22 protein-coding genes are annotated in these 22,483 nt (G+C 69.9%); 17 read left to right on the top strand and 5 right to left on the bottom strand.

The genetic code is table 11. From position 1 onward, the window contains the following. Window positions 1-47 precede the first annotated feature (47 nt). From JOD64_RS17995 to JOD64_RS18020, 6 genes are all read left to right on the top strand, one after another. Window positions 48-1,028: a ribose-phosphate diphosphokinase gene (locus JOD64_RS17995; protein ID WP_091394633.1), complete on the top strand. Its 981-nt coding sequence runs from the start codon at window positions 48-50 to the stop codon at window positions 1,026-1,028. Window positions 1,029-1,372: 344 nt separating this feature from the next. Next, on the top strand, window positions 1,373-2,062 hold the full coding sequence (locus JOD64_RS18000; protein ID WP_204943279.1) for a 50S ribosomal protein L25/general stress protein Ctc: 690 nt from the start codon (window positions 1,373-1,375) through the stop codon (window positions 2,060-2,062). Window positions 2,063-2,156: 94 nt separating this feature from the next. Beyond that, on the top strand, window positions 2,157-2,747 hold the full coding sequence (gene pth, locus JOD64_RS18005; protein ID WP_204943280.1) for an aminoacyl-tRNA hydrolase: 591 nt from the start codon (window positions 2,157-2,159) through the stop codon (window positions 2,745-2,747). Between the two features lie 165 nt (window positions 2,748-2,912). Beyond that, the gene (locus tag JOD64_RS18010; RefSeq protein WP_204943281.1) at window positions 2,913-3,743 is read left to right on the top strand and encodes an inositol monophosphatase family protein; all 831 of its coding nucleotides are present in this window, start codon (window positions 2,913-2,915) and stop codon (window positions 3,741-3,743) included. 76 nt (window positions 3,744-3,819) lie between these two features. Further along, a complete protein-coding gene (gene cysD / locus JOD64_RS18015; protein ID WP_204943282.1) occupies window positions 3,820-4,731 on the top strand; it encodes a sulfate adenylyltransferase subunit CysD in 912 nt (303 codons plus the stop codon). Then, window positions 4,731-6,059 carry a sulfate adenylyltransferase subunit 1 gene (locus tag JOD64_RS18020; RefSeq protein WP_372434158.1) on the top strand — a complete coding sequence of 443 codons (1,329 nt, stop codon included), beginning with the start codon at window positions 4,731-4,733 and terminating at the stop codon, window positions 6,057-6,059. Before cysD ends, JOD64_RS18020 begins: the two co-directional genes overlap by 1 nt. A gap of 57 nt (window positions 6,060-6,116) precedes the next feature. On the opposite strand, the gene galK is transcribed toward JOD64_RS18020, so the two are convergent. Next, complete coding sequence (gene galK, locus JOD64_RS18025; protein ID WP_204943283.1) at window positions 6,117-7,286, bottom strand: galactokinase; 1,170 nt, start codon at window positions 7,284-7,286, stop codon at window positions 6,117-6,119. Further along, complete coding sequence (gene galE / locus JOD64_RS18030; protein WP_204943284.1) at window positions 7,283-8,269, bottom strand: UDP-glucose 4-epimerase GalE; 987 nt, start codon at window positions 8,267-8,269, stop codon at window positions 7,283-7,285. The genes galK and galE overlap by 4 nt, the downstream gene beginning before the upstream one ends. A gap of 285 nt (window positions 8,270-8,554) precedes the next feature. On the opposite strand from galE, the gene JOD64_RS18035 reads away from it, so the two are divergent. The 6 genes from JOD64_RS18035 (at window position 8,555) to JOD64_RS18060 (ending at window position 13,131) form a co-directional block, all read left to right on the top strand. Beyond that, the gene (locus JOD64_RS18035) at window positions 8,555-9,538 is read left to right on the top strand and encodes a hemolysin family protein (RefSeq protein ID WP_372434246.1); all 984 of its coding nucleotides are present in this window, start codon (window positions 8,555-8,557) and stop codon (window positions 9,536-9,538) included. 33 nt (window positions 9,539-9,571) lie between these two features. Then, a complete protein-coding gene (gene trpS / locus JOD64_RS18040) occupies window positions 9,572-10,597 on the top strand; it encodes a tryptophan--tRNA ligase (protein ID WP_204943286.1) in 1,026 nt (341 codons plus the stop codon). A 25-nt stretch (window positions 10,598-10,622) separates the two neighbouring features. Continuing rightward, entirely contained in the window at window positions 10,623-11,192 is a 570-nt protein-coding gene (locus JOD64_RS18045) for a 2'-5' RNA ligase family protein (RefSeq protein ID WP_307813474.1), read from the top strand. Between the two features lie 79 nt (window positions 11,193-11,271). Beyond that, a complete protein-coding gene (locus JOD64_RS18050; protein ID WP_204943288.1) occupies window positions 11,272-12,198 on the top strand; it encodes a YhjD/YihY/BrkB family envelope integrity protein in 927 nt (308 codons plus the stop codon). Continuing rightward, window positions 12,198-12,584: a GntR family transcriptional regulator gene (locus JOD64_RS18055; RefSeq protein WP_239559562.1), complete on the top strand. Its 387-nt coding sequence runs from the start codon at window positions 12,198-12,200 to the stop codon at window positions 12,582-12,584. The genes JOD64_RS18050 and JOD64_RS18055 overlap by 1 nt, the downstream gene beginning before the upstream one ends. Before the next feature lie 109 nt (window positions 12,585-12,693). Beyond that, window positions 12,694-13,131, top strand: coding sequence for a hypothetical protein (locus JOD64_RS18060; RefSeq protein WP_204943289.1), 438 nt, complete (start codon window positions 12,694-12,696; stop codon window positions 13,129-13,131). A 19-nt stretch (window positions 13,132-13,150) separates the two neighbouring features. Here JOD64_RS18060 and JOD64_RS18065 read toward each other — a convergent pair whose 3' ends face one another. The 3 genes from JOD64_RS18065 to JOD64_RS18075 form a co-directional block, all read right to left on the bottom strand. Further along, a complete protein-coding gene (locus tag JOD64_RS18065) occupies window positions 13,151-13,522 on the bottom strand; it encodes a VOC family protein (protein WP_204943290.1) in 372 nt (123 codons plus the stop codon). Window positions 13,523-13,728: 206 nt separating this feature from the next. After that, window positions 13,729-15,363 carry a glycoside hydrolase family 13 protein gene (locus JOD64_RS18070; RefSeq protein WP_239559563.1) on the bottom strand — a complete coding sequence of 545 codons (1,635 nt, stop codon included), beginning with the start codon at window positions 15,361-15,363 and terminating at the stop codon, window positions 13,729-13,731. Window positions 15,364-15,395: 32 nt separating this feature from the next. After that, on the bottom strand, window positions 15,396-16,442 hold the full coding sequence (locus JOD64_RS18075; protein ID WP_204943291.1) for a LacI family DNA-binding transcriptional regulator: 1,047 nt from the start codon (window positions 16,440-16,442) through the stop codon (window positions 15,396-15,398). Between the two features lie 200 nt (window positions 16,443-16,642). Here JOD64_RS18075 and JOD64_RS18080 point away from each other — a divergent pair, with 200 nt between their 5' ends. The 5 genes from JOD64_RS18080 to JOD64_RS18100 all read left to right on the top strand — a co-directional run bounded on the left by JOD64_RS18080 (window position 16,643) and on the right by JOD64_RS18100 (window position 22,282). Next, entirely contained in the window at window positions 16,643-17,890 is a 1,248-nt protein-coding gene (locus JOD64_RS18080; protein ID WP_204943292.1) for a sugar ABC transporter substrate-binding protein, read from the top strand. Next, on the top strand, window positions 17,890-19,566 hold the full coding sequence (locus tag JOD64_RS18085; RefSeq protein WP_204943293.1) for an ABC transporter permease subunit: 1,677 nt from the start codon (window positions 17,890-17,892) through the stop codon (window positions 19,564-19,566). The genes JOD64_RS18080 and JOD64_RS18085 overlap by 1 nt, the downstream gene beginning before the upstream one ends. A gap of 52 nt (window positions 19,567-19,618) precedes the next feature. Beyond that, on the top strand, window positions 19,619-20,518 hold the full coding sequence (locus tag JOD64_RS18090) for a sugar ABC transporter permease (protein WP_204943294.1): 900 nt from the start codon (window positions 19,619-19,621) through the stop codon (window positions 20,516-20,518). 78 nt (window positions 20,519-20,596) lie between these two features. Further along, window positions 20,597-20,938, top strand: coding sequence for a hypothetical protein (locus JOD64_RS18095; protein WP_204943295.1), 342 nt, complete (start codon window positions 20,597-20,599; stop codon window positions 20,936-20,938). A 276-nt stretch (window positions 20,939-21,214) separates the two neighbouring features. Then, the gene (locus JOD64_RS18100) at window positions 21,215-22,282 is read left to right on the top strand and encodes a BMP family lipoprotein (protein WP_204946124.1); all 1,068 of its coding nucleotides are present in this window, start codon (window positions 21,215-21,217) and stop codon (window positions 22,280-22,282) included. The last annotated feature ends 201 nt before the right edge of the window (window positions 22,283-22,483 follow it).

A 22,483-nucleotide genomic window follows, 5' to 3' on the forward strand; every position in this document is an offset into this window, starting at 1 on the left:
CCACCACCGGGTCGGGTACCGCCGACATAACGGGAGCAGACGGGCCCATGGGCAGCATCGTCGCGGAGAACCGCAAAAGCCTGATGCTCTTTTCCGGACGTGGCTTTCCGGAGTTGGCCAAGGAGATCGGCGAGGTGCTCGGCGTCGCGCCGACCCCGGCCGACGCGTACGAGTTCGCCAACGGCGAGCTCTTCGTGCGTTTCAAGGACTCGGTGCGTGGTTCGGACGCCTTCGTGGTGCAGTCCGTCACGCACGGGGTGAACACCTGGGTCATGGAGACCCTGATCATGGTGGACGCGCTGAAGCGGGGGTCGGCCAAGCGGATCACCGTGGTGCTGCCGTTCTACCCGTACGCGCGCCAGGACAAGAAGCACCGGGGTCGGGAGCCGATCTCGGCCCGCCTGGTGGCGGACCTGTTGAAGACCGCCGGCGCGAACCGCATCCTCACCGTCGACCTGCACACCGCGCAGATCCAGGGCTTCTTCGACGGCCCGGTGGATCACCTCTTCGCGATGGACATCCTGGCCGAGTACGTGGAGCACAAGTACGCCGGCCGGCCGATGACCGTGGTGGCACCGGATTCGGGCCGGGTGCGGGTGGCCGAGCGGTGGACCGACCGGCTGGGCGGCTGCCCACTCGCGTTCATCCACAAGACCCGTGACCCGATGAAGCCGAACCAGGTCGTCGCGAACCGGGTTGTCGGCGAGGTGGAGGGCCGCGTCTGCCTGATCGTCGACGACATGATCGACACCGGCGGCACGATCGCCAAGGCCGCGGACATCCTCAAGGAGTCGGGGGCGGCCGAGATCGTGGTCGCGTCCACCCACGCCCTGCTGTCGGACCCGGCGACCGAGCGGTTGAAGAACAGCTCGATCAGCGAGATCGTGGTGACCAACACGTTGCCGCTGCCACCGGAGAAGCAGTTGGACAAGCTGACCGTGCTGTCGATCGCGCCGCTGCTGGCGCGAGCGATCCGGGAGGTCTTCGACGACGGCTCGGTGACCACCCTCTTCGGTGGCCTGAGCTGAGCCTCGCGCTGCGGTGAGCCCCGTTTTCGCCACTTGGCACGCCGATGGAGGCGGGGCTGTCACACTTGGGGAAACGGGGCCGGCGCGCTGGTGGGAGCACCACCGACGCACCGGTCTGGAGCCGTGATCGGGGACTGCCGGAAACCCTGGAAACAGCTCGGGTAGACTGGTGCGGTTGCCACGGCGAGGGTGCCCGGCGGGCCGCTGAATAGCGCCGCACGGAGGTGCCGTCATCGACGCGGTGCTCCGGGCAGTCGTTCATGACGCATGAGCCCCAGCGAGCCCCTCGCCCCAGCACCGCCAGACGACAAGCCGCCGCAGCGAAAAGCATCAGGAGTTTCCCCGTGTCCGAGGTAAAGATCAGCGCCGAGCCCCGCACCGAGTTCGGCAAGGGTGGTGCCCGCCGTACCCGCCGGGCCGGCAAGGTGCCCGCCGTGCTTTACGGTCACGGCGAGAAGCCCAAGCACATCGCGCTGCCGTCGCGGGAGTTCGCCGCGGCGATCCGTAAGGGCGGTGCCAACCAGCTCTTCGCGATCGACATCACCGACGGCACCCAGGTGCTGGCGCTGCCGAAGGCGATCCAGCGTGACCCGATCCGGGACAGCTTCGAGCACGTCGACCTGATCCTGGTTCGTCGGGGCGAGAAGGTCACCGTCGAGGTCCCGGTTCAGCTGACCGGCGAGGCCGCGAAGGACACGCTGATCGTGCACGACCACGACACCCTCTCGGTGACGGCCGATGCCACCAAGGTTCCGGACCACCTCGAGGCGTCGATCGAGGGCCTGGAGGCGGGCACCCTGGTGACCGCCGGCGACGTCGAGCTGCCGTCTGGCGTCGAGCTGGCCGTCGACTCGGAGCTGACCGTCGCGTCGGTGACCGCCGCTCCGACCGCCGAGCAGCTCGAGGCGACGCTGCCCGAGGTCGAGGTGGCCACCGAGGAGGCCGAGGCCGAGGTTGGCGAGACCACCGAGGGCTCCGAGGGCGCGGACGCCACCGAGGGCGACGAGACCACCGAGGCGCGCACCGAGGCCTGATCGGTTCGTACTCTGCGACAGGCGCTCCCGGACGATCGGGGGCGCCTGTCGGCGTATCGGGAGTCGGTGGGATGGGCGTCGGGAGGGACGGGTCGTGACGGACGAGGCGGGGCCGTGGCTGGTGGTCGGCCTGGGCAACCCGGGTCGGGAGTACGCCGGGAACCGGCACAACGTCGGGTTCATGGTGGCCGATCTGCTGGCCGGGCGGGTGAGTGCGCGTTTCGGGCGACACAAGCGGGCGGTGGCCGAGGTCGGCGAGGCGCGGCTGGGGTTTGGTGGGCCGAAGCTGGTGCTGGTCAAGCCACTGACCTACATGAACCTCTCCGGCGGGCCGGTGGCGGCGTTGGCGCAGTTCTACAAGGTGCCGACGACGCAGGTGATCGCGGTGCACGACGAGCTGGACATCGGCTTCGGCCAGGTACGGGTCAAGTTCGGCGGCGGCGAGGGTGGGCACAACGGCCTGCGGTCGATGTCGAAATCGTTGGGCACGAAGGACTACGCGCGGGTCAGGTTCGGTGTCGGCCGACCGCCGGGGCGGCAGGACCCGGCGGATTACGTGCTGTCGGATTTCGGCGCGGCAGAGCGTAAGGAACTGGATTTCCTGGTGGACCGAGCGGCCGATGTGGTGGAGTCGGTGATCGTCAAGGGTGTCGAGCCGACGCAGAACCTCTACCACGGAGGTTGAGGGGCTCACGGGGGTTCCCCAGCGTCGCTGACCGGGCGAGGCGTACCGGATCGGAAACGGTGGGCCGGTAGTCTGCGCCTTTCGGCGTGCCGCAACCGGCGACGCGGGTCGCGGCGAATCGGTCCGTGCGGTCACGGGTCGCGGCGAGGCGACGGGAGCGGGCAGATGACCAGTCCTCCGATGATCGATGGCGCGTTCGCCCGATGGTTGGCATCCCGGGCCGGGCAGGTGCTGCTCGACCTGCGCACGGAGATGGGTTTCGCGGACACCGGCGCGCTGAAGTCGGCCGGGGACAAGGTGTCGCATGACCTGATCCGCACCGAGTTGGCGAAGTGGCGGCCGGGTGACGCGGTGCTCTCCGAGGAGGATGAGGGCTCGCGGTTGGCCTGGGCGGCCGAGGTGAACACCGGCGCGGTGTCCCGGTTGACCTCGGACCGCGTGTGGATCGTCGACCCGTTGGACGGCACCCGGGAGTTCTCCGAGGAGGGCCGCTCGGACTGGGCGGTGCACGTGGCGCTCTGGGCGCGTAACGCGCCGAGCCCGCACGGGCTGGTCGCCGGGGCGGTAGGGCTGCCGGCGCAGCATCGGGTGCTGGGCACGGACTACCCGCCGGCGTACCCGCCGATGACGGTGGAGGCGGCGGCGGCCGGCGAGCGGAAGATCCGCCTGGCGGCGAGCCGGAGCCGGCCGCCCGTCTTCCTGACCGACCTCGCCGAGGACGTCGGGGCGCATCTGGTGCCGATGGGCTCGGCCGGGGCGAAGATCGCAGCCGTGGTCACCGGCGAGGTGGACGCGTACATCCATGCCGGCGGGCAGTACGAGTGGGACTCGGCGGCCCCGGTGGCTGTGGCGACGGCCACCGGGCTGCACGCTTCCCGGATCGATGGTTCTGCGCTGAAATACAACGAGGCGGATCCACGCCTGCCGGACCTGTTGGTCTGTCGCAAGGATCTCGCCACCCGGTTGCTTGCAGCGCTGCAGAGACATTCCGGGTAGCCTGAGCGCACTTTTCTTGACATGCCCGACCGGAAAGGTCTGGAAATCGGATGAGCGAGCGAATCGAGCCGGTGTCATGACCACCCCGGCGGCATACCGGGTCTCCCACCTGGACGCCTTGGAGGCGGAGAGCATCTTCGTGATGCGCGAGGTGGTCGCCGAGATGGAACGCCCGGTGCTGCTCTTCTCCGGCGGCAAGGACTCGATCGTCATGCTGCGGCTGGCGCAGAAGGCGTTCGCTCCGGCCAACATCCCCTTCCCCGTCATGCACGTCGACACCGGGCACAACTTCCCCGAGGTCCTCGAATACCGCGACCAGCGGGTCGCCGAGCTGGGGTTGCAGCTCGTGGTGGCGAGTGTGCCGGAGGCGCTGGCCAACGGCCTGGTCCGGGAGTCCGGCGACGGCATGCGCAACCGGATCCAGACGCCGGTGCTGCTGGACGCGGTCGAGAAGCACCGCTTCGACGCGCTGTTCGGCGGCGCCCGCCGCGACGAGGAGAAGGCCCGGGCGAAGGAGCGGATGTTCAGCTTCCGCGACGAGTTCGGCCAGTGGGACCCGAAGAACCAGCGGCCCGAGCTGTGGTCGCTGTACAACGGTCGGCACCACCCGGGCGAGTCGATCCGGATTTTCCCGCTGTCCAACTGGACCGAGCTGGACGTCTGGCACTACATCGCACGGGAACGCATCCCGCTGCCCTCGATCTACTACGCGCACGAGCGCGAGGTGATCGAACGGGACGGCATGTTCTACGCGGTCAACGAGTTCTTCCGCCCCCGCGCGGGTGAGGAGCGGTTCAAGGCGCAGGTGCGCTATCGCACCGTGGGCGACGCCTCCTGCACCGCGGCCGTCCGTTCCGACGCGGACACCGTGGAGAAGGTCATCGAGGAGGTGGCGGCCACCCGGATCACCGAGCGCGGCGCCACCCGTGGTGACGACCGGGTCAGTGAGGCCGCCATGGAGGACCGCAAGCGGGAGGGCTACTTCTGATGAGCACCGAGATCGTGGCGTCCGCGAATGCGCAGGCCCGGACTGTTACCGGGGCCGGGCCGGAGGCCCGGGCCATGGACCTGCTGCGTTTCGCCACCGCCGGCAGTGTGGACGACGGGAAGTCGACCCTGATCGGTCGGTTGCTCTACGACACCAAGTCGCTCTTCACCGACCAGTTGGCCGCGGTGGAGGCGGTCAGCGCGGCCCGCGGTGACGAATACACCGACCTGGCGTTGCTCACCGACGGTCTGCGGGCCGAGCGGGAGCAGGGCATCACCATCGACGTGGCGTACCGGTACTTCGCCACCCCGCGGCGCAAGTTCATCATCGCCGACACCCCCGGGCACATCCAGTACACCCGCAACATGGTCACCGGGGCGTCCACCGCCGACCTGGCGTTGATCCTGGTGGATGCGCGCAAGGGCCTGGTCGAGCAGTCCCGTCGGCACGCGTTCCTCTGCTCCCTGCTGCGGGTGCCGCACCTGGTCCTCTGTGTCAACAAGATGGACCTGGTGGACTGGTCGCAGGAGGTCTACGAACGGATTGCCGACGAGTTCACCGCGTTTGCCGCGAAACTCGACGTCCCGGACCTGACCGTGGTGCCGATCTCCGCGTTGCGCGGCGACAACATCGTCACCCGATCGGAAAACATGCCCTGGTACGAGGGCCCGTCGCTGCTGCACCACCTGGAGCGGGTGCACATCGCGAGCGACCGCAACCTGGTCGACGTGCGGTTCCCGGTGCAGTACGTGATCCGTCCGCAGTCGACCACGGTCACCGACTACCGCGGCTACGCCGGCCAGGTCGCCTCCGGCGTACTCAAGCCGGGTGACGAGGTGATGGTGCTGCCGTCCGGCTTCACCAGCCGGATCGCCGCCGTGGAGACCGCGGACGGGCCGGTTGCGGAGGCGTTCCCGCCGATGTCGGTGACGGTACGACTGGCCGACGAGATCGACATTTCGCGGGGTGACCTGATCTGCCGGCCGAACAACGCACCGGCGGTGGCCCAGGACATCGAGGCGATGGTCTGCTGGATGGACGAGACGGCCCCGCTCAGGGTCGGCGGCCGGTACGCGATCAAGCACACCACCCGGTCGGCGCGGGCGATCGTGCGTGGGCTGCACTATCGGTTGGACATCAACTCGCTGCACCGCGACGAGTCGGCCGACGAGCTGCGGCTCAACGAGATCGGCCGGGTTCGGCTACGTACCACCGTGCCGCTGCTCGCCGACGAGTATCGCCGCAACCGCACCACGGGAGGCTTCGTCATCATCGACGAGACCACCAACCGTACGGTCGGCGCCGCCATGATCGTCGAAGCCGCCTAAACCCCCGGGCACCCCACCCACCCCCCGCCCCGCCGAGGGTGCGGGTGGGGTGGTTGGTTAGGGGAGGCGGGTTGCGCCTGGGGACGGGAGGACTGTCACGGTGCTGGGGGCGGTGAAACCGCGCTCGGCGTACGCGGCGGTGACGGCGGCGGCGACCGCGTCGGCACGGTCGGCCTCGACCAGGGCGAGGACGCAGCCGCCGAAGCCTCCACCGGTCATCCGGGCACCGAGCGCGCCGGCCGCCAGCGCCGCCTCGACCGCGGTGTCGATCTCCGGCACGGTGATCTCGAAGTCGTCGCGCATCGAGACGTGCGACGCGGTGAGCAGCGGGCCGATGTCGCGGACCCGGGCGGCGCGGAGCAGCGCCACCGTGTCGAGCACGCGCTGGTCCTCGGTGACCACGTGCCGGACCCGTCGCCGGGTCTCCTCGTCGTCGAGCTGAGCGAGCGCGGCGTCGAGTTGGTCGACGCTCACGTCCCGCAGTGCGGCAACGCCGAGCGCGCTGGCGCCGGCTTCGCAGGAGCGGCGGCGGGCAGCGTACTCACCGTCGGCGTGGCGGTGCGGCGCCCGGCTGTCGATGACCAGCACAGCCAGCCCGGCGGCGGCCAGGTCGAACGGGATCTGCTCGACGGACTCGTCGCGGCAGTCCAGGAAGAGGGCGTGCCCGGCGCGGCAGCGGATCACCGCGGACTGGTCCATGATGCCGGTCGGCGCGCCCACATAGACGTTCTCCGCCCGTTGTGCCAGGCGGGGCTGCAGTTCCGGGGACAGCTCCAGCCCACCCAGGTCGAGCAGGGCGGCCAGCACGGCCGACTCCAGCGCGGCCGAGGAGGAGAGCCCGGAGCCCAGCGGCACGTCGGAGGCGATCGCCATCCGGGCGCCCGGAACCGGATGACCGGCCTCGCGTAGCGCCCACACCACTCCGGCGACGTACGCGCCCCAGCCGGTCACCCGACCCGCCTCGGCGACGTCGTCCGCCCCGAAGGTGATCGTCTCGTCGGAGAGCTCGGACCAGACCGTCCACTGCTCTGCGTCCTGCCGGTCGGCGGCGACGACCGTACGCATCGGCAGGGCGAAGGGCAGCACGAACCCTTCGTTGTAGTCGGTGTGCTCGCCGATCAGGTTGACCCGGCCGGGAGCCGCCCATCGGCCGGCGGCCTGGCTGCCGAACTGCTCGACGAAGCCGGCGGCGGCCCGCTCGGCGACGTCACTTGTGGGACGGCTCATGACTTCTTCCCCAGAATGTGCGTGCGGTAGAAGGCCCACGCGTCGCCGACCATGTCGTGCAGTGTCGGCTTCTGTGGCACCCAGCCCAGCTCGTCGCGGGCCAGCGCGGAGGAGGCCACCAGCTCGGCCGGGTCGCCCTCACGGCGCGGTGCCACCTCGACGGGCAGTTGGTGCCCGGTGACCTCGCGGACCACGTCGGCGACCTGGCGGTTGGTGAAGCCGTTGCCGTTGCCCAGGTTGTAGATCCGGTGTTGGCCGCTGCTGGCGGCGTCCAGTGCCAGCAGGTGCGCTCGGGCCAGGTCGGCGACGTGGATGTAGTCGCGGACGCAGGTGCCGTCCACCGTGGGGTAGTCGTCGCCGAAGAGCTGGAGCTTCTCCCGTCGGCCGGCGGCGACCTCCAGTGCGATCGGGATCAGGTGTGTCTCCGGGTCGTGTCGTTCGCCGAGGGCGACGTCGCCGTCGAGGTGGGCGCCCGCCACGTTGAAGTAGCGCAGCGACACGGCGGCCAGCCCGTGCGCGATCGTCTCGGAGGTGAGCGCCATGTCGACGGCGAGCTTGGTGGCGCCGTACGTGTTGGTGGGTGCCTTGACCGCGGTCTCCGTGATGGGCAGCTCGGTGGGGTTGCCGTAGACGGCGGCCGTGGATGAGAAGACCATTCGTGGCACCCCGGCGGCGCGGACCGCGTCGATCAGGGCGAGCGTGCCGATGGTGTTGTTCTGCCAGTACAGCTCCGGCTTGACCATCGACTCGCCGGCGGCGATGAGAGCGGCGAAGTGCAGCACCCCGTCGAAGCCGGCGTCCGGGGTGATGATGCGGGCGGCGTCGTGGATGGGCGCCTCGACGTGGGTCGCGTCCGGGGCGAGCGCCTCCCGGTGGCCGGTGCGCAGGTCGTCCAGGACGACCACCTGGTGGCCCGCGTCGAGCAGCATTCGGGTCACCACGCTGCCGATGAAGCCAGCGCCCCCGGTGACGAGCAGTTTCACGTCGTTGCCTCCTGCCTGGCCCGCCCGGGACGTGGCCCTTCGGTGATCACCCTAAGGCGGTGGCCGGCACCCTCGCCGACGCCACCGCCATCCTCATTCCATCATAATCTCTCACGATTAAACAGAGCCGAACATCTGTGGTCCGCTCCGTGCGATCCCCGGTGTGGTGAGCCAACGGTGTCTACCATCTCTGTCATGCGGGAAGCGGCCCGTACCGGGCTCCGGCGACGCGTGCGGGTGCGGCCCCGCCGCGACCCCGGCCCGCTCGCCCGGGCCGTCGCCCGGATGCTGGTTCGCGCCGCGGACGGTGCCACCCGACTCGTCACCGACCTGCTCGGGACCGGCCCGGCAGCCGGTCGGGAGCGCATCTCCGAGGCCGAGCTACGGGACCTGGTCGCGGCGAACACGGTGCTCGACCCGGACGAGCGACGCATCATCGACGAGGTCCTGGTAGCCGGTGCCAGCCTGATCCGCGAGGTGATGATGCCGCGCACCGAGGTGGTCTTCCTCCCGGCGCGACTGACCATCGCCGAGGCCGCCCGGCTGGTACGTGCCGAAACGCACACCCGCTACCCGGTCACCGACGGCACCCATGACGACGTCGTCGGCTTCGTGCACCTACGTGACGTGCTGCTGCGTCCGGACGCCGATCCGTGCGTCAGCGTCGGTGAGCTGGCCCGGGAGGTGAAGCGGCTCCCCGGCAGCAAACGGGTGCTGCCCGCGCTGACCGAGATGCGCCGGGAGGGCCAGCACCTGGCGGTGGTGGTCGACGAGTACGGCGGGACCGCCGGCATCGTCACCCTGGAGGACCTCATCGAGGAGTTGATCGGCGAGATCCACGACGAGTACGACGCCACCCCGGACCCGGTGCACGCCGGCCTGCCGGCCGTGGTGGACGGCCGCCTCAACCTCGCTGACTTCGCCGAACGGACCGGGGTGGTACTCCCCGCCGGGCCGTACGAGACGGTCGGCGGGTTCGTGATGGCCGCGCTGGGTCGGCTCCCGGTGACCGGCGACGAGGTGCCGGTGCCCGGTGAACCCGCCGACGTCGGCGCGCCCGACACGGCCGACCCGCCGGGTGGCTGGCTGCTGCGAGTGCTCGCGTTGGACGGCCGCCGGGTGGCCCGGCTCGCGGTCTCCGCCGTCCGAGTGCCCGAGCAGCACCGCCGGCTCGCAGCCAACCCGACGCGCCGGGTCGGCGCGGGCGAAGCACCCGAGGTCAGCACCCCGACACCGGCGGGCCGGGGCCGACCCGCCGGCCCGTCATGACGGACCCGGTTGCTTGCTGACAGAATTATCGCCATGTCCGACGTTCCCGCCCGCCCGCGCGTCTTCTCCGGCATCCAGCCGACGGCCGACTCGTTCCATCTCGGCAACTATCTGGGTGCGGTGCGGCACTGGGTGGCGCTGCAGGACACCCATGACGCTTTCTACTGCGTGGTGGACCTGCACGCCATCACCGCGGGGCACGACCCGGCGCTGTTGCGCCAACGGACGCGGGTCGCCGCCGCGCAACTCTTCGCGGTCGGGCTCGACCCGGACCGCAGCACCCTGTTCGTGCAGTCGCAGGTGCCCGAGCACCCGCAGCTGGCCTGGGTGCTCGGCTGCATCACCGGCTTCGGCGAGGCCAGCCGGATGACCCAGTTCAAGGACAAGTCGCAGAAGCAGGGCAACGAGCGGGCCAGCGTCGGGCTGTTCACCTACCCGATCCTGCAGGCCGCCGACATCCTGCTCTACCAGGCCAACGCGGTGCCGGTCGGTGAGGACCAGCGCCAGCACCTGGAGCTCTCCCGGGATCTGGCTCAGCGGTTCAACTCACTGTTCGGCCCGACGTTCACGGTGCCCGCGCCGCACATCGTCAAGGACACCGCGAAGATCACCGACCTGCAGGACCCGACGGCGAAGATGTCCAAGTCGTCGTCCTCGCCGGCCGGCATCATCGACCTGCTGGAAGATCCGGCCCGGTCCGCGAAGAAGATCCGGTCCGCGGTCACCGACACCGGTCGCGAGATCGTCTTCGACACCGAGACCAAGCCGGGCGTGTCCAACCTGCTGACTATCCATTCGGCGCTGAGTGGTCGGAGCATCGACGAGCTGGTGGCCGCGTACGCGGGCCGCGGCTACGGCGACCTGAAGAAGGAGCTGGCCGAGGTGGTGGCGGACTTCGTCCGCCCGATCCAGGAGCGCACCCGCGCCTACCTCGACGACCCGGCGCAGCTGGACAAGCTGCTCGCCAGCGGCGCCGAGAAGGCCCGCGCGGTGGCCGCGGCGACTCTGCGGTCCGCGTACGAGCGGGTCGGGTTCTTCCCGCCCGTGCGCGGCGAGTAGCTCCGCGGGACAGGTGGACAGGCCGGTGGTCGGAGGGGCGGCGCGAAGCGTGGATCGCAGTGGCGGGGTGCAGCCGACCGGCGACACCATCCAGATCGGCATCGCGGTGGACATTCCCGAGCCGTGGGGTGCCCAGCTCACCCGGCGGCGGGTCGAAGCCGGTGACCCGCTCGCGGTGCCCGCGCACGTGACGTTGCTCGGGCCCACCGAGATCCGGACGGCCAACCTGCCCGCCATCGAGCGGCACCTGGCCACCGTCGCCGCCGCGCACCTGCCGTTCGCACTGCACCTGCGGGGCACCGGCACGTTCCGCCCGGTCACCCAGGTGGTGTTCGTCGCGGTGGCCGCCGGGATCAGCGAGTGTGAGTTGCTGGCCGCCGCCATCGCCGCGACGCCAGGCATGCACCGCGAGGTCCGCTTCCCGTACCATCCGCACGTCACCGTGGCGCAGGACGTGGCACCGGAGGCCCTGGACAAGGTGTACGAGGATCTGGCCGACTTTTCCGCGATGTTCGAGGTCGACGCGTTCACGCTCTTCTCGCACAGTGGGCAGACCCGGTGGCAGCCGCGACGGGACTTCCGCCTCGGCCGCTGAGCCGTCGGCGACGCGCCGGCCGGTGATTATCGGGAGCCGGTTGCCACTACGGCGGTGGGAGATCGGCGAGGATGATCGCGTGAACGTGATCGGCCAGATCGAAGCGGGCATAGACCGTTGGGTGAGCGCCGCGCGCCGCCGGTCGGGGCTCTTCGATCACGTGTGGCGGGCGGGCGCGTTGTACGCCGAGGTGCTGGCCGGGCGGCTGGCCGCTGCGATCGCCTACTACGGCTTCTTCGCGGTGTTCGCCCTCGCCCTGGTGGCGTTCTCCATCTTCGGTGCGATCCTCGAGGACAACGACGAGGTCAGCGCGGCGGCGGCCCGCTTCCTCAAGGAGAACCTGCCGTTCCTGGACGCCGAGCAGATCGCGAACTCCAGCGGCACGGTCGGCGTGGTCGGCCTGGTCATCCTGGTCTTCACCGGGATCGCCTGGGTGGAGGCGATCCGGTCCTCGCAGCGGTTGATGTATCAGCTCAACCAGCAGCCGGGAAACCTGGTGGTGCGACGGCTGGTCGACCTGGGCGTGATGATCGGTGTCTTCGTGCTGCTCGGCGTCTCGGTGGCGGCGGTGGACGCGTTGGAGTCGCTGCTGCGTTTCCTGCTGCGCAGCACCGGGTCGGTCGGTCTGACCACGATCAGCGCGGTGCTCAGCGTGCTGATCAACGCGGTGCTGGCCACCGCGTTGCTCCTCGCGGTGCCCCGGCTGCGGATGAGCCGGTCCCGGCTGCGCCCGGTGGTGCTGCTGGTGGCGATCGGTATCACGCTGCTGAACACGGTCGGGCGGTACTACGTGGTGCGCACCGAGCGCAACCCGGCGTACACCGTGGTGGCCGGCGCCGTCGGTCTGCTGCTCTATCTCTACCTGCTCAACCAACTGGTGCTGTTCGGTGCGGCGCTCCTCGCGACCAGCACGAACGGGCGGGTGGTGGACCTGGCGGAGGCTGCCGCCCCGCCGGGGGAGGTCGACGAGGACACCGATCCCGGTACGCCGGGCGGTGCGAGCTGATGACGGAAGGTGTGCAGGTGCTGATCTCGGTCGACCAGGACTCGTCGGTGCCCCCGTACGAGCAGGTGCGCGGACAACTCGCCGAGCTGATCGGCGACGGCCGGTTGCCGGTGGGCAGTCGACTGCCCACCGTCCGACAACTCGCCGCCGACCTGCGGCTGGCCGCGAACACGGTGGCCCGGGCGTACCGGGAGTTGGAGGTTGCCGGCCTGCTGGAGACCCGGGGGCGCAACGGCACCTTCGTCGCCCCCGGCCGGGATGACGCCGTCGACCGGCTGCACCGGGTCGCCGTCGAGTACGCCGCCGAGGCGCGGCGGCTGGGTGTCCCCCCGGACCGGGCCGTCGCCCTCGTCCGCGCCGCCCTCGACGCCATCCGGCACGACTGAGTCGGGGACGACACATCGGGCCGGCCGACCGGCCGCAGATCGAGCGCCCGACGGGCGGAAACTGAGCCGAAAGGCGTCGGCGCTCGCGTTCGCGGACCATGATGAGCCGGTGGGCGCACTCATGACACTGGACCTGCCGGCCGACTCGCCGCTCCTCGGCCTGCCATGGATCATCACTTTCGGCCCGCTCGGCGATCTCGACGAGTGGGAGCCGGTGGTCTGTGGGCCGTACGAGCGACCGCACGCGTTGGCGCTGGCCGAGGCGGTGGTGGCCGACGAGCAGTTGATGGCGGTGGTGGAGCCGCTGCTGCCGGCGCTGTCGGCCGACGAGATCCGCAGTGAGATCGCCGCCGCGCAGGTCGCCGCCGAGGACGAGGCGAGGCAGGTCGAGGGCGCCGACCTGTACGGCGACTTCGAGGACGTGATCGACGAGGAGTTGGACGCCGCCGCCGACGAGGCGGGCCACGGTGAGCCCGCCGAGCCGCCGGACGCGGCCGAGGTACGCGCCGGCTTCACCCGGATCGCGGCGCTGCTCACCGCGAAGTGAATAGCTCGGGGCGTCGACGTCAGCGGGTCGGCGGGCCGTCCAGCACGCAGAACTCGTTGCCCTCCGGATCGGCGAGCACCGTGAACCCTTCGGTCCCGGTCTGCCCGACGTCGACGCGCCGCGCACCGAGGCTCAGCAGCCGCTGTACCTCGGCCTGGGGATCCGCGTCCGCGACCAGGTCGAGGTGCAGTCGGTTCTTGCCGCGTTTCGGGGTGCCCGAGCCCTGCAACCACACGGTGGGCGAGGTGGCTGACGACTGACCCGGCGGCCAGAGCTTGGCGCTGCCGTCGTCGCCCTGCTCGACCTCGTAGCCGAGCGCCGTAGACCAGAACGCGACCATCACGTCCAGGTCGTCGACGTCGAGCGTGCACTGCGCAATTCGTACCACCATGGGGCACCTCCGTAGCGTCGGTGCCCGAGTCGGTACCCACGACGGCTGCGGGCCACACCACCGGCGGCACACGAGCACCGGCGCCGCGCGGAGCGGACTCCGCGTGGCGCCGGTGCCACCTCACCCCCCACCACAAGGGGCCGGTAGCCCAGTCGCCCGTCGGCGCGGGGCACGACGAACGACCAGGTCGAGTACGAGTTACCCGCTTATCGCCGTTCCAACCAGGCGGCCGCGTCAACGGGCAACAGATGGCCGGAGCCCTGCTCGGTGAGCGCGTCGCTGGCGACGAGCGGCTGACCGTACCCGTCGATCAGGACCGGCGCGCCGCTGAGGTTGACCACGCAGGTCAACGTGGTGTCGCAGGCGGTGCGGGCGAAGGCCAGCACGCCGGGCCCGCTCTCCAGCCAGGTGATCCCGTCGGCGTCGAGGGCCAGCGCCGGGTGCGCGTGGCGGATCCGCAGCGCCGCCCGATACAACTCCAGTGTCGAGCCGGGCACGCCGGTCTGCGCGGCGACGGACAGGGCCCGCCAGGTCGTCGGGGCGGGCAGCCAGCTCAACTCGCTGCCGGTCGGCCCGAAGCCGTACGGGGCCACCGCACCGCTCCACGGGATGGGCACCCGGCAACCGTCGCGGCTTTCGCCGGTGCGCAGGAACGCCGGGTCCTGGCGCAGCTCGTCGGGGAGGTCGAGGACCTCCGGCAGGCCCAGTTCCTCGCCCTGGTAGAGGTAGGCGCAGCCGGGTAGGGCGAGCATCAGCAGGCTGGCGGCGCGGGCCCGGCGCAGCCCTTCGGCACCGTCGCCGTAGCGGGTGACGTGCCGCTGTTTGTCGTGGTTGGACAGCACCCAGGTGGTGGGCGCGCCGACAATTGTCGCCTCGGCCAGCGCGGTATCGATCACCTTGTGGAACGAGTCGGCCGACCAGGTGGCGTCGAGGAAGTCGAAGCTGAACGCCTGGTGCAGCTCGTCCGGGCCGATGTAGCGGGCCAGGCGCTGCGGCGTCTCGGCCCACGCCTCGGCGACGGCCATCCGACCGCCCGGGTAGCTGTCCAGGATGGGCCGCCAGGCGCGGTAGATCTCGTGCACCTCGTCCTGGTCGAAGTAGGGCAGCCGACCCTTGCCGAGCAGTTCGACCTGACGCTGGCCGGTGGTGATCGTGCTGAAACCCACGTCCGGCAGCCCGTCCGCCTTGATCATGCCGTGCGCCACGTCGATGCGGAATCCGTCCACGCCCCGGTCCAACCAGAACCGCAGCACGTCCTCGAATTCGGCACGGACCTCCGGGTGGCGCCAGTTCAGGTCCGGCTGGGCCGGGTCGAACAGGTGCAGGTACCACTGACCGTCCGCGATCCGGGTCCAGGCCGGGCCGCCGAAGATGCTCTCCCAGTCGTTCGGGGGCAGCTCGCCGTGCGCGCCCTGACCCTCGGCGAAGAGGTAGCGGGCCCGCTCCGGCGAGCCGGGGCCGGCGGCGAGGGCGGCGGTGAACCAGCGGTGCGCGCTGGAGGTGTGGTTGGGCACCAGGTCGATGATGATCCGCAGGCCGAGGGCGTGCGCGTCGGTGATCATCGCGTCGAAGTCGGCGAGGGTGCCGAACATCGGATCGACGTCCCGGTAGTCGGCGACGTCGTACCCGCCGTCGACCATCGGTGAGGTGTAGAAGGGGGTCAGCCAGAGCGCGTCCACCCCGAGGTCACGCAGGTACGGCAGGCGGTGCCGGATGCCCTGGAGGTCACCGGTGCCGTCGCCGTCGCTGTCGGCGAAGCTGCGGACGTACACCTGGTAGACGACCGCGGAGCGCCACCAGTCGTCGGCAGCGGCGTGGGGTGGGTTGGCGGTGCTGATCATCCGAGCAATATGCCGCTCGGAAGCTGCAAGAGTCAAGCAGATCTTGCGTAAGACAACCGCGCTGCAGTCGGAACAACAGCTGTGGATCCGCGCACCACCAGCTCCGGGCGGAACAGGTACTCGGAGTGCGGAGCGCCGTACCCGTTGATCTCGTCCACCAGGGCCCGGACGGCCGCCACCGCCATCGCGGTGACCGGCTGCCGCATGGTCGTCAGCGGCGGGTCGGTGAAGGCCATCAGCGGTGAGTCGTCGTAGCCGACCACGGAGAGGTCGTCGGGAACGCTGAGGCCGCGTTGGCGGGCCGCCCGGATCGCGCCGAGCGCCATCAGGTCGGAACCGCAGACCACGCCGGTGACGCCGCGGTCCAGCAGACGGCCGGCCGCCGCCTCGCCACCTTCCACGCCGAACAGCGACAGCTCGGCCAGCGGACCCAGGTCGGACTGCGCGACGCCGGCCAGTCGGGTCATCGCCGAGCGCCAGCCGGACACCTTGCGCTGCACCGGAACGAACCGGTCCGGGCCGGTGATCAGGCCGATCCGCCGGTGCCCGAGCGCGACCAGGTGGGCAACCGCCAACTCGGCGGCCTCCCGGTCGTCACAGGAGACGAAGGGGGCGCCGATGTCCGGCACGTACCCGTTGATCATGACGACCGGCAGCGGTCGGGCCAGCAGCGCCCGGTAGCGGTCGTGGTTGGCGGCGGTGTCGGCGTGCAGGCCGGAGACGAAGACGATCCCGGAGACCTGCCGGTCCAGCAGCATCTCGACGTACTCGTCCTCGGTCACGCCGCCGGCGGTCTGGGTGCAGAGCACCGGAGTGAACCCGCTCTGCGCCAGGGTCGACTCGATGACCTGGGCGAAGGCGGGGAAGATCGGGTTGTCCAGCTCCGGCACGACCAGGCCGACCAGACCGGCGCTGCGCTTGCGTAGCCGGGCCGGGCGCTCGTAGCCGAGCACGTCGAGGGCGGTGAGGACGGCCTGCCGGGTCTCCGGGGCCACGCCGGGGCGGTCGTTGAGCACCCGCGACACCGTGGCCTCGCTGACTTCGGCCTGCTGGGCGATGTCGGACAGTCGAGCGCGCATGGCGGCACTTTAGCCCACCGGCAAGTTCTTGCGAGGTGCTCTGCAAGCCCTTCCATAATCTGCAACGTCTTGCTAGCGTCCCCGCAACATGCGAGAGCAGCGGCGCAGGATCCGTGCGCCGGTTGGCAAAAACTTCCAGAGGTTCCCCCCTGGCGGGCTGCCCTTCCCCCGGCGGACCCGCCATGACGACAGGAGTACCGATGCGCATCCGTACCGCGGGTGTGGTCGCCCTCTTCGCCCTGGCACTCGCCGCCTCCGGTTGCGGTGGCGACAGCGACGAGCCGGCCGCGAAGGAGACCCCCAGGGCCGCCGGCGGCAAACTGGTCATCTGGGCGGACGACAAGCGCGCCGTCGCCCTCAAGCCGTTCGCCGAGAAGTTCGGCCAGGAGAACGGCGTCACCGTCGAGGTCCAGGCCGTCAGCAAGGACCTGCAGACCAACTTCGTCACCGCCTCCCAGCAGGGCAGCGGTCCGGACGTGGTGGTCGGCGCGCACGACTGGATCGGCAACCTCGTGCAGAACGGCGCGATCGACCCCGTGCAGCTCTCCGCCGAGCAGAAGAGCGGATTCAACGAGACCGCCATCAAGGCGGTCACCTTCAACGGTCAGCTCTACGGCGTGCCGTACGCGCAGGAGAACCTGGCGTTGATCCGCAACACCGAACTGGCCCCCGAGGCGCCGAAGACCATCGAGGACCTGGTCGCCAACGGCAAGCAGCTCAAGGCGGCCAAGAAGGTCACCGAGACGCTCTGCCTCCAGGTCGGCCAGAACGGCGACGCGTACCACATCTACCCGCTGTACGCCTCGGCCGGCGGATACCTCTTCGGCACCGGTGCCAACGGTGACTACGACCCGAAGGACCTGGGCGTGGGCAAGCCCGAGTCCATCGAGGCCTTCAAGAAGATCGGTGCGCTGGGCGAGAAGGGCGAGGGCGTGCTCAAGCGCTCCATCGCGGACACCAACTCGATCGCCACCTTCACCGGGAAGAAGTGCGCGTACCTGGTCTCCGGGCCGTGGGCGGTGGCTGACGTCAAGAAGGCCAACATCACGTACGACATCTCGGCCGTTCCCGGTTTCGCCGGCGGCAAGGAGGCCCAGCCGTTCGTGGGCGTGCAGGCGTTCTACGTCGCCGCGAAGGGCAAGAACAAGGCGCTGGCCCAGGAGTTCGTGGCCAACTACACCACCACGCCCGAGCTGGCAGTCGCGCTCTACCAGGCCGAGCCCCGGCCGCCGGCGCTGACCGCCGCCCTGGACCAGGTCAAGGGCAGCGACCCGGATCTGGCCAAGTTCCAGGAGGCCGGTAAGAACGGTCAGGTGCTGCCGGCCATCCCGGCGATGGCCGCGATCTGGGACCCGTTCGGCAAGGCCGAGGCCGCCGTGATCGGCGGGGCCGACCCGACCAGCACCATCACCGCCGCCGGCAAGACCATCTCCGGCCAGATCAAGTAATGAGTACGCCGCCGTCCGGCCCGGGGTCCGTCACGCGGACTCCGGGCCGGGAGCCCGCCGGCTCCCCACCCTCGCGCCTCCCGCGCCCACGTCCCTCGGGCTCGCGTCCCTCGCGCTCCCAGGTCACGCGCGACCACGCGCCGATCACCCTGACCGGGCTCGCCGGCAAGGTGCTCCTGCTCGGCCTGACCGCCGGTGTCGCGGTCTGGGCGGCATTCCCGCTCATCGCCGCCGGGATGTGGGCCGGCCTGGCCCTACTGGCGGCGTCCACCGCCGGGCTGTTCTACCTGTATCTCACCCGCCGGCACATCCCCGCCAAGTACCTGGTGCCGGGCACCCTGTTCCTGATCGCCTTCCAGGTCTTCCCGGTGATCTACACCGCCAGCACCGCCTTCACCAACTTCGGGGACGGGCACCGGGGCAGCAAGGACGACGCGATCGTCGCGATCCAGTCCTCCTCGGTCACCCAGGTACCCGGGTCCGCCGAGTACGCCCTGTCGATCGCCACCAAGGGCGACCCGGCCACCGGTCCGCTGGTTTTTCTGGTCACCGACCCGGGCACCGGCGCGGTCTCCATCGGTGACACCGGCGGGCTGCGGCAACTCGACGCCGCCGACGTCACCGTCGGCACGGCCGGCAAGGTCACCGCCGCCGACGGCTACACCGTGCTGAACTTTGGCCAGGCCAGCGCCCGCAGCAAGGAGATCACCGACCTGGTGGTCCCGACCGCCGGTGGCGCGCTGCGCTCCAGCGGCCTGTCCCGCGCGTACGAGGGCAAGGCGGTGCGGGCGTACGAGGCTGGTTGCGACTGCGTTCGGGACACCGAGACGGGGCGAACCTGGACCGCCGACGAGGAGGCGGGCGCGTTCGTCGCCTCCGACGGTGAGCGGCTGGCCCAGGGCTGGAAGGTCAACGTCGGGCTGCGCAACTTCACCCGCGTGCTCACGGACGAGAACATCTCCGGCCCGTTCCTCGGCACCCTGATCTGGAACTTCGCGTTCGCCATCGGCTCCACCGGCGGGACGTTCCTGCTCGGCATGCTGATCGCGCTCGCGCTGCACTCGCCCCGGATGCGCGGCACCAACCTCTACCGGGTGTTGCTGGTCCTGCCGTACGCCATGCCGTCGTTCGCGATGCTGCTGGCCTGGCGGGACATGTTCAACGCGGACTTCGGGCTGATCAACAGTCTGTTCGGGTTGGACGTCGACTGGTTCGGTCAGGCGTGGACGGCCCGCTTCGCGGTCATCCTGGTGCAGCTCTGGCTCGGGTACCCGTACATGTTCCTGGTGGCCACCGGCGCGTTGCAGGCCATCCCGCGCGAACTCACCGAGGCCACCTCGGTCGACGGGGCCTCACCCTGGCAGTCCTTCCGCGCGGTCACCCTGCCGTTGCTGCTGGTCGCACTCTCGCCGCTGCTGATCTCCTCGTTCGCGTTCAACTTCAACAACTTCAACGCGATCTACCTGACCACCGAGGGTGCGCCCTTCCCGGCGGACAACCCGACCAACGGCGCGACGGACCTGCTGATCACGTACACCTATCGGCTCGCCTTCGGCGGACAGGGCGCGCAGTTCGGCTTCGCCGCCGCGATCTCGCTGTTCATCTTCGCCATCGTCGCGGTGGTTTCCGCGGTCAGCTTCCGGCGGACCCGCCAACAGGAGGAGGTGTGGGCGTGAGCGCGAGGAGTGAGCTTGCGAGCCCCGCAGTCGCGAACAGGAGGGGAACGGCGTGAGCGCGAGGAGTGAGCTTGCGAGCCCCGCAGTCGCGAACAGGAGGCGTAGCCGCTGGTTCGCCCAGGTCGGTTGGCGGCATGTGGTTGCCGTGCTCGCGGTGCTGTTCAGTCTGTTCCCGATCGTTTTCGTGCTGTCCGCCGCGCTCAATCCGCTCGGCACGCTCTCCACGACGGACCTGGTACCGACCGGTGGGGTGTCGCTCGGCAACTTCGGTGGGCTGTTCGAGCGGACGGCTTTCGGGCGGTGGTTCCTCAATTCGCTGCTGATCGCCGGGGTGGCGTCGTTCGCGTCGGTGTTCCTCTCCGCGCTCGCCGCGTACGCCTTCTCCCGGATGCGGTTCCGCGGGCGCCGGGTGGGGCTGCTCTCGCTGCTGCTGATCCAGATGTTCCCGCAGTTCCTGGCGATCGTGGCGATCTATCTGATCTTCGGCGCGATCACCGATCTGTGGCCGTCGATCGGCTTCAACACGCCGTGGGGGCTGTTGCTGCTCTACCTGGGTGGCGCGCTCGGGGTGAACACCTGGCTGATGAAGGGTTTCTTCGACACCCTGCCTCGGGAGTTGGACGAGTCGGCGACCGTCGACGGCGCGTCGCACGCCCAGGTCTTCTTCCGGATCATGCTGCCGCTGGTGGCGCCGATCCTGGCGGTGGCCGGGCTGCTGGCCTTCATCGGCACCATCAACGAGTTCCTGATGGCCAACGTCTTCCTCACCAGCACCGACTCGAAGACCCTGGCGGTGGGGATGTACGGGCTGTTGCAGAGCAACGAGCGCGACAGCAACTTCGGCATCTTCGCGGCGGGCACCCTGCTCACGGCGATCCCCACCGTGCTGGTCTTCCAACTCCTGCAGCGCTACATCGTCTCCGGGCTGACCACGGGAGCGGTCAAGGGGTGAGCGCGCCGCCGCGCGGTGCCGACGCGCCGACCCGGACCCCCTACTACAAACTGTCGTTGATAGGGGAGGATGGGCGGCGTGGAAGCGCTGAGACTGATTCTCCTCTATGTCCATCTGGTCGGCTTCGCCCTGCTGCTCGGCGGCTCGATCGCCCAATACATCAGCGGCCGGCTGCGGATCAACCCGGCCATGCTCTGGGGGGCGGTGATCCAGTTGTTGACCGGGCTCGGTCTCTCCGCCCCGCTGCGCGACGGCGACGAGCCGGCGCCGGCGAAACTTGTGACGAAGTTGGTGATCGCGCTGCTGATCTTCGTCATGGTCTTCTTCTCCCGGAAGCGGGACGTGGTCAACCGCGGTCATTTCCTCGCGATCGTCGGTCTGACCCTGGTCAACGCGGCGGTCGCGGTCTTTTGGCGGTAACGTCCGAGGAGGGATCGGCCCCGGAAAACCGGACGTTGCGGACGCCTCGGCACTCGGTTACCAGCACGAAGAGTGACTTGCCCCACGCGAGGGTTACACCCGGGTAACAGGCGCTCAACAGTCGTGCACGATTGTCGGCCGGTGGGTGGGCGCGGGCGTACGCTCCCGTCCGTAACGTGGGACAGCCGGCGGCACACCGCAGGTCGGCTGATGGGCTGCCACCGCACTAGGCGCGGTGTGCAATGGGAAGGAGACGTCTTGCGCTCGGTGCGTGGGATGCGGATCGCCTCGATCTTCGCGGTGGGTGGGCTCGCGCTCACCGCCGCCGCTTGTGGCGAGGCCCCCAAGGATGACAACAACGCCGGCAGTGGCGCCAAGAAGTTCAGCGCCTGCATGGTGACCGACGTCGGCGGCATCGACGACAAGTCGTTCAACACCTCGGCCTGGAAGGGTCTGCAGGAGGCCAAGGCCGCCAACGACAACATCGACATCAAGTTCGTCGCGTCGAAGGCCGAGGCCGACTACGAGCCGAACCTGACGCAGTACGTCAACCAGAAGTGCGACTTCATCCTGGCGGTCGGTGGCCTCATGGGCAACGCCACGAAGAAGATCGCGGCGGCGAACCCGAAGCAGGAGTTCGGCATCGTCGACTCCAACTCCGAGTTGGACAACATCTACCCGATGCAGTTCGACACCGCCCAGGCCGCGTTCCAGGCCGGCTACCTCGCCGCCGGGATGAGCAAGAGCGGCAAGGTGGGCACCTACGGTGGTCTGCCGATCCCGCCGGTGACCATCTTCATGGACGGCTTCGTCGACGGCGTGGCGTACTACAACACCACCAAGGGCAAGAACGTCCAGGCGCTCGGCTGGAACAAGCAGACCCAGAAGGGCTCCTTCACCAACGACTTCGCCAAGCAGGACGAGGGCAAGAAGGTCTCCGACGCGCTGGTCGCCCAGGGCGCGGACATCATCATGCCGGTTGCCGGCGGCTCCGGCCTCGGCACCACCGCCGCGGCCAAGGCGTCGGGTGGCAAGTACAGCACCATCTGGGTGGACGTCGACGGCTGCGAGAGCACGCCGGACTGCTCCGCGATCATCACCACCGTGGTCAAGAACATCCCGGACGCCGTCAAGGAGGCCGTCCTCAAGGCCGCCGCGGGCGACAAGCTGCCGGCCAAGCCGGGCTTCGTCGGCACCCTGGCCAACAACGGTGTCTCGATCGCCCCGTACCACGACTTCGACAGCAAGGTTCCGGCCGAGCTGAAGGCCGAGATCGACAAGATCAAGGCGGACATCGCTGCGGGCACGATCACCGTCACCTCGAAGGCCCAGCCGACCAAGTGACAACCGGCCGATCCTTCCGGTGAGATCATCGGAAGGATCGGCGGGGGACAGGTACGACCGATCGGCCGCTCTGGCCCTGCGGGTGACCGCCGGGTCGGAGCGGCCGATCGCGCACCACTGCGGCCGGGCCGGCCCGGTCGGGTTGACGGCAGCTAGGCTGCACCATCGCTCGCACTCCAGGAGGTTGCGCTGAGACTCGAA

Origin of the sequence: Micromonospora luteifusca, from assembly GCF_016907275.1 — a bacterium.
GTDB classification, from domain to species: domain Bacteria; phylum Actinomycetota; class Actinomycetes; order Mycobacteriales; family Micromonosporaceae; genus Micromonospora; species Micromonospora luteifusca.

What these genes read in the sequence shown, in the direction of transcription:
- cysD (WP_204943282.1), top strand. Translation starts at nt 3,820, where the DNA reads ATGACCACCCCGGCGGCATACCGGGTCTCCCACCTGGACGCCTTGGAG.
- trpS (WP_204943286.1), top strand. Translation starts at nt 9,572, where the DNA reads ATGTCCGACGTTCCCGCCCGCCCGCGCGTCTTCTCCGGCATCCAGCCG.
- JOD64_RS18020 (WP_372434158.1), top strand. Translation starts at nt 4,731, where the DNA reads ATGAGCACCGAGATCGTGGCGTCCGCGAATGCGCAGGCCCGGACTGTT.
- JOD64_RS18010 (WP_204943281.1), top strand. Translation starts at nt 2,913, where the DNA reads ATGACCAGTCCTCCGATGATCGATGGCGCGTTCGCCCGATGGTTGGCA.
- JOD64_RS17995 (WP_091394633.1), top strand. Translation starts at nt 48, where the DNA reads ATGGGCAGCATCGTCGCGGAGAACCGCAAAAGCCTGATGCTCTTTTCC.
- JOD64_RS18070 (WP_239559563.1), bottom strand. Translation starts at nt 15,363, where the DNA reads ATGATCAGCACCGCCAACCCACCCCACGCCGCTGCCGACGACTGGTGG.
- JOD64_RS18075 (WP_204943291.1), bottom strand. Translation starts at nt 16,442, where the DNA reads ATGCGCGCTCGACTGTCCGACATCGCCCAGCAGGCCGAAGTCAGCGAG.
- JOD64_RS18065 (WP_204943290.1), bottom strand. Translation starts at nt 13,522, where the DNA reads ATGGTGGTACGAATTGCGCAGTGCACGCTCGACGTCGACGACCTGGAC.
- JOD64_RS18085 (WP_204943293.1), top strand. Translation starts at nt 17,890, where the DNA reads ATGAGTACGCCGCCGTCCGGCCCGGGGTCCGTCACGCGGACTCCGGGC.
- JOD64_RS18055 (WP_239559562.1), top strand. Translation starts at nt 12,198, where the DNA reads ATGACGGAAGGTGTGCAGGTGCTGATCTCGGTCGACCAGGACTCGTCG.
- JOD64_RS18035 (WP_372434246.1), top strand. Translation starts at nt 8,555, where the DNA reads ATGCTGGTTCGCGCCGCGGACGGTGCCACCCGACTCGTCACCGACCTG.
- galK (WP_204943283.1), bottom strand. Translation starts at nt 7,286, where the DNA reads ATGAGCCGTCCCACAAGTGACGTCGCCGAGCGGGCCGCCGCCGGCTTC.
- JOD64_RS18080 (WP_204943292.1), top strand. Translation starts at nt 16,643, where the DNA reads ATGCGCATCCGTACCGCGGGTGTGGTCGCCCTCTTCGCCCTGGCACTC.
- JOD64_RS18100 (WP_204946124.1), top strand. Translation starts at nt 21,215, where the DNA reads ATGCGGATCGCCTCGATCTTCGCGGTGGGTGGGCTCGCGCTCACCGCC.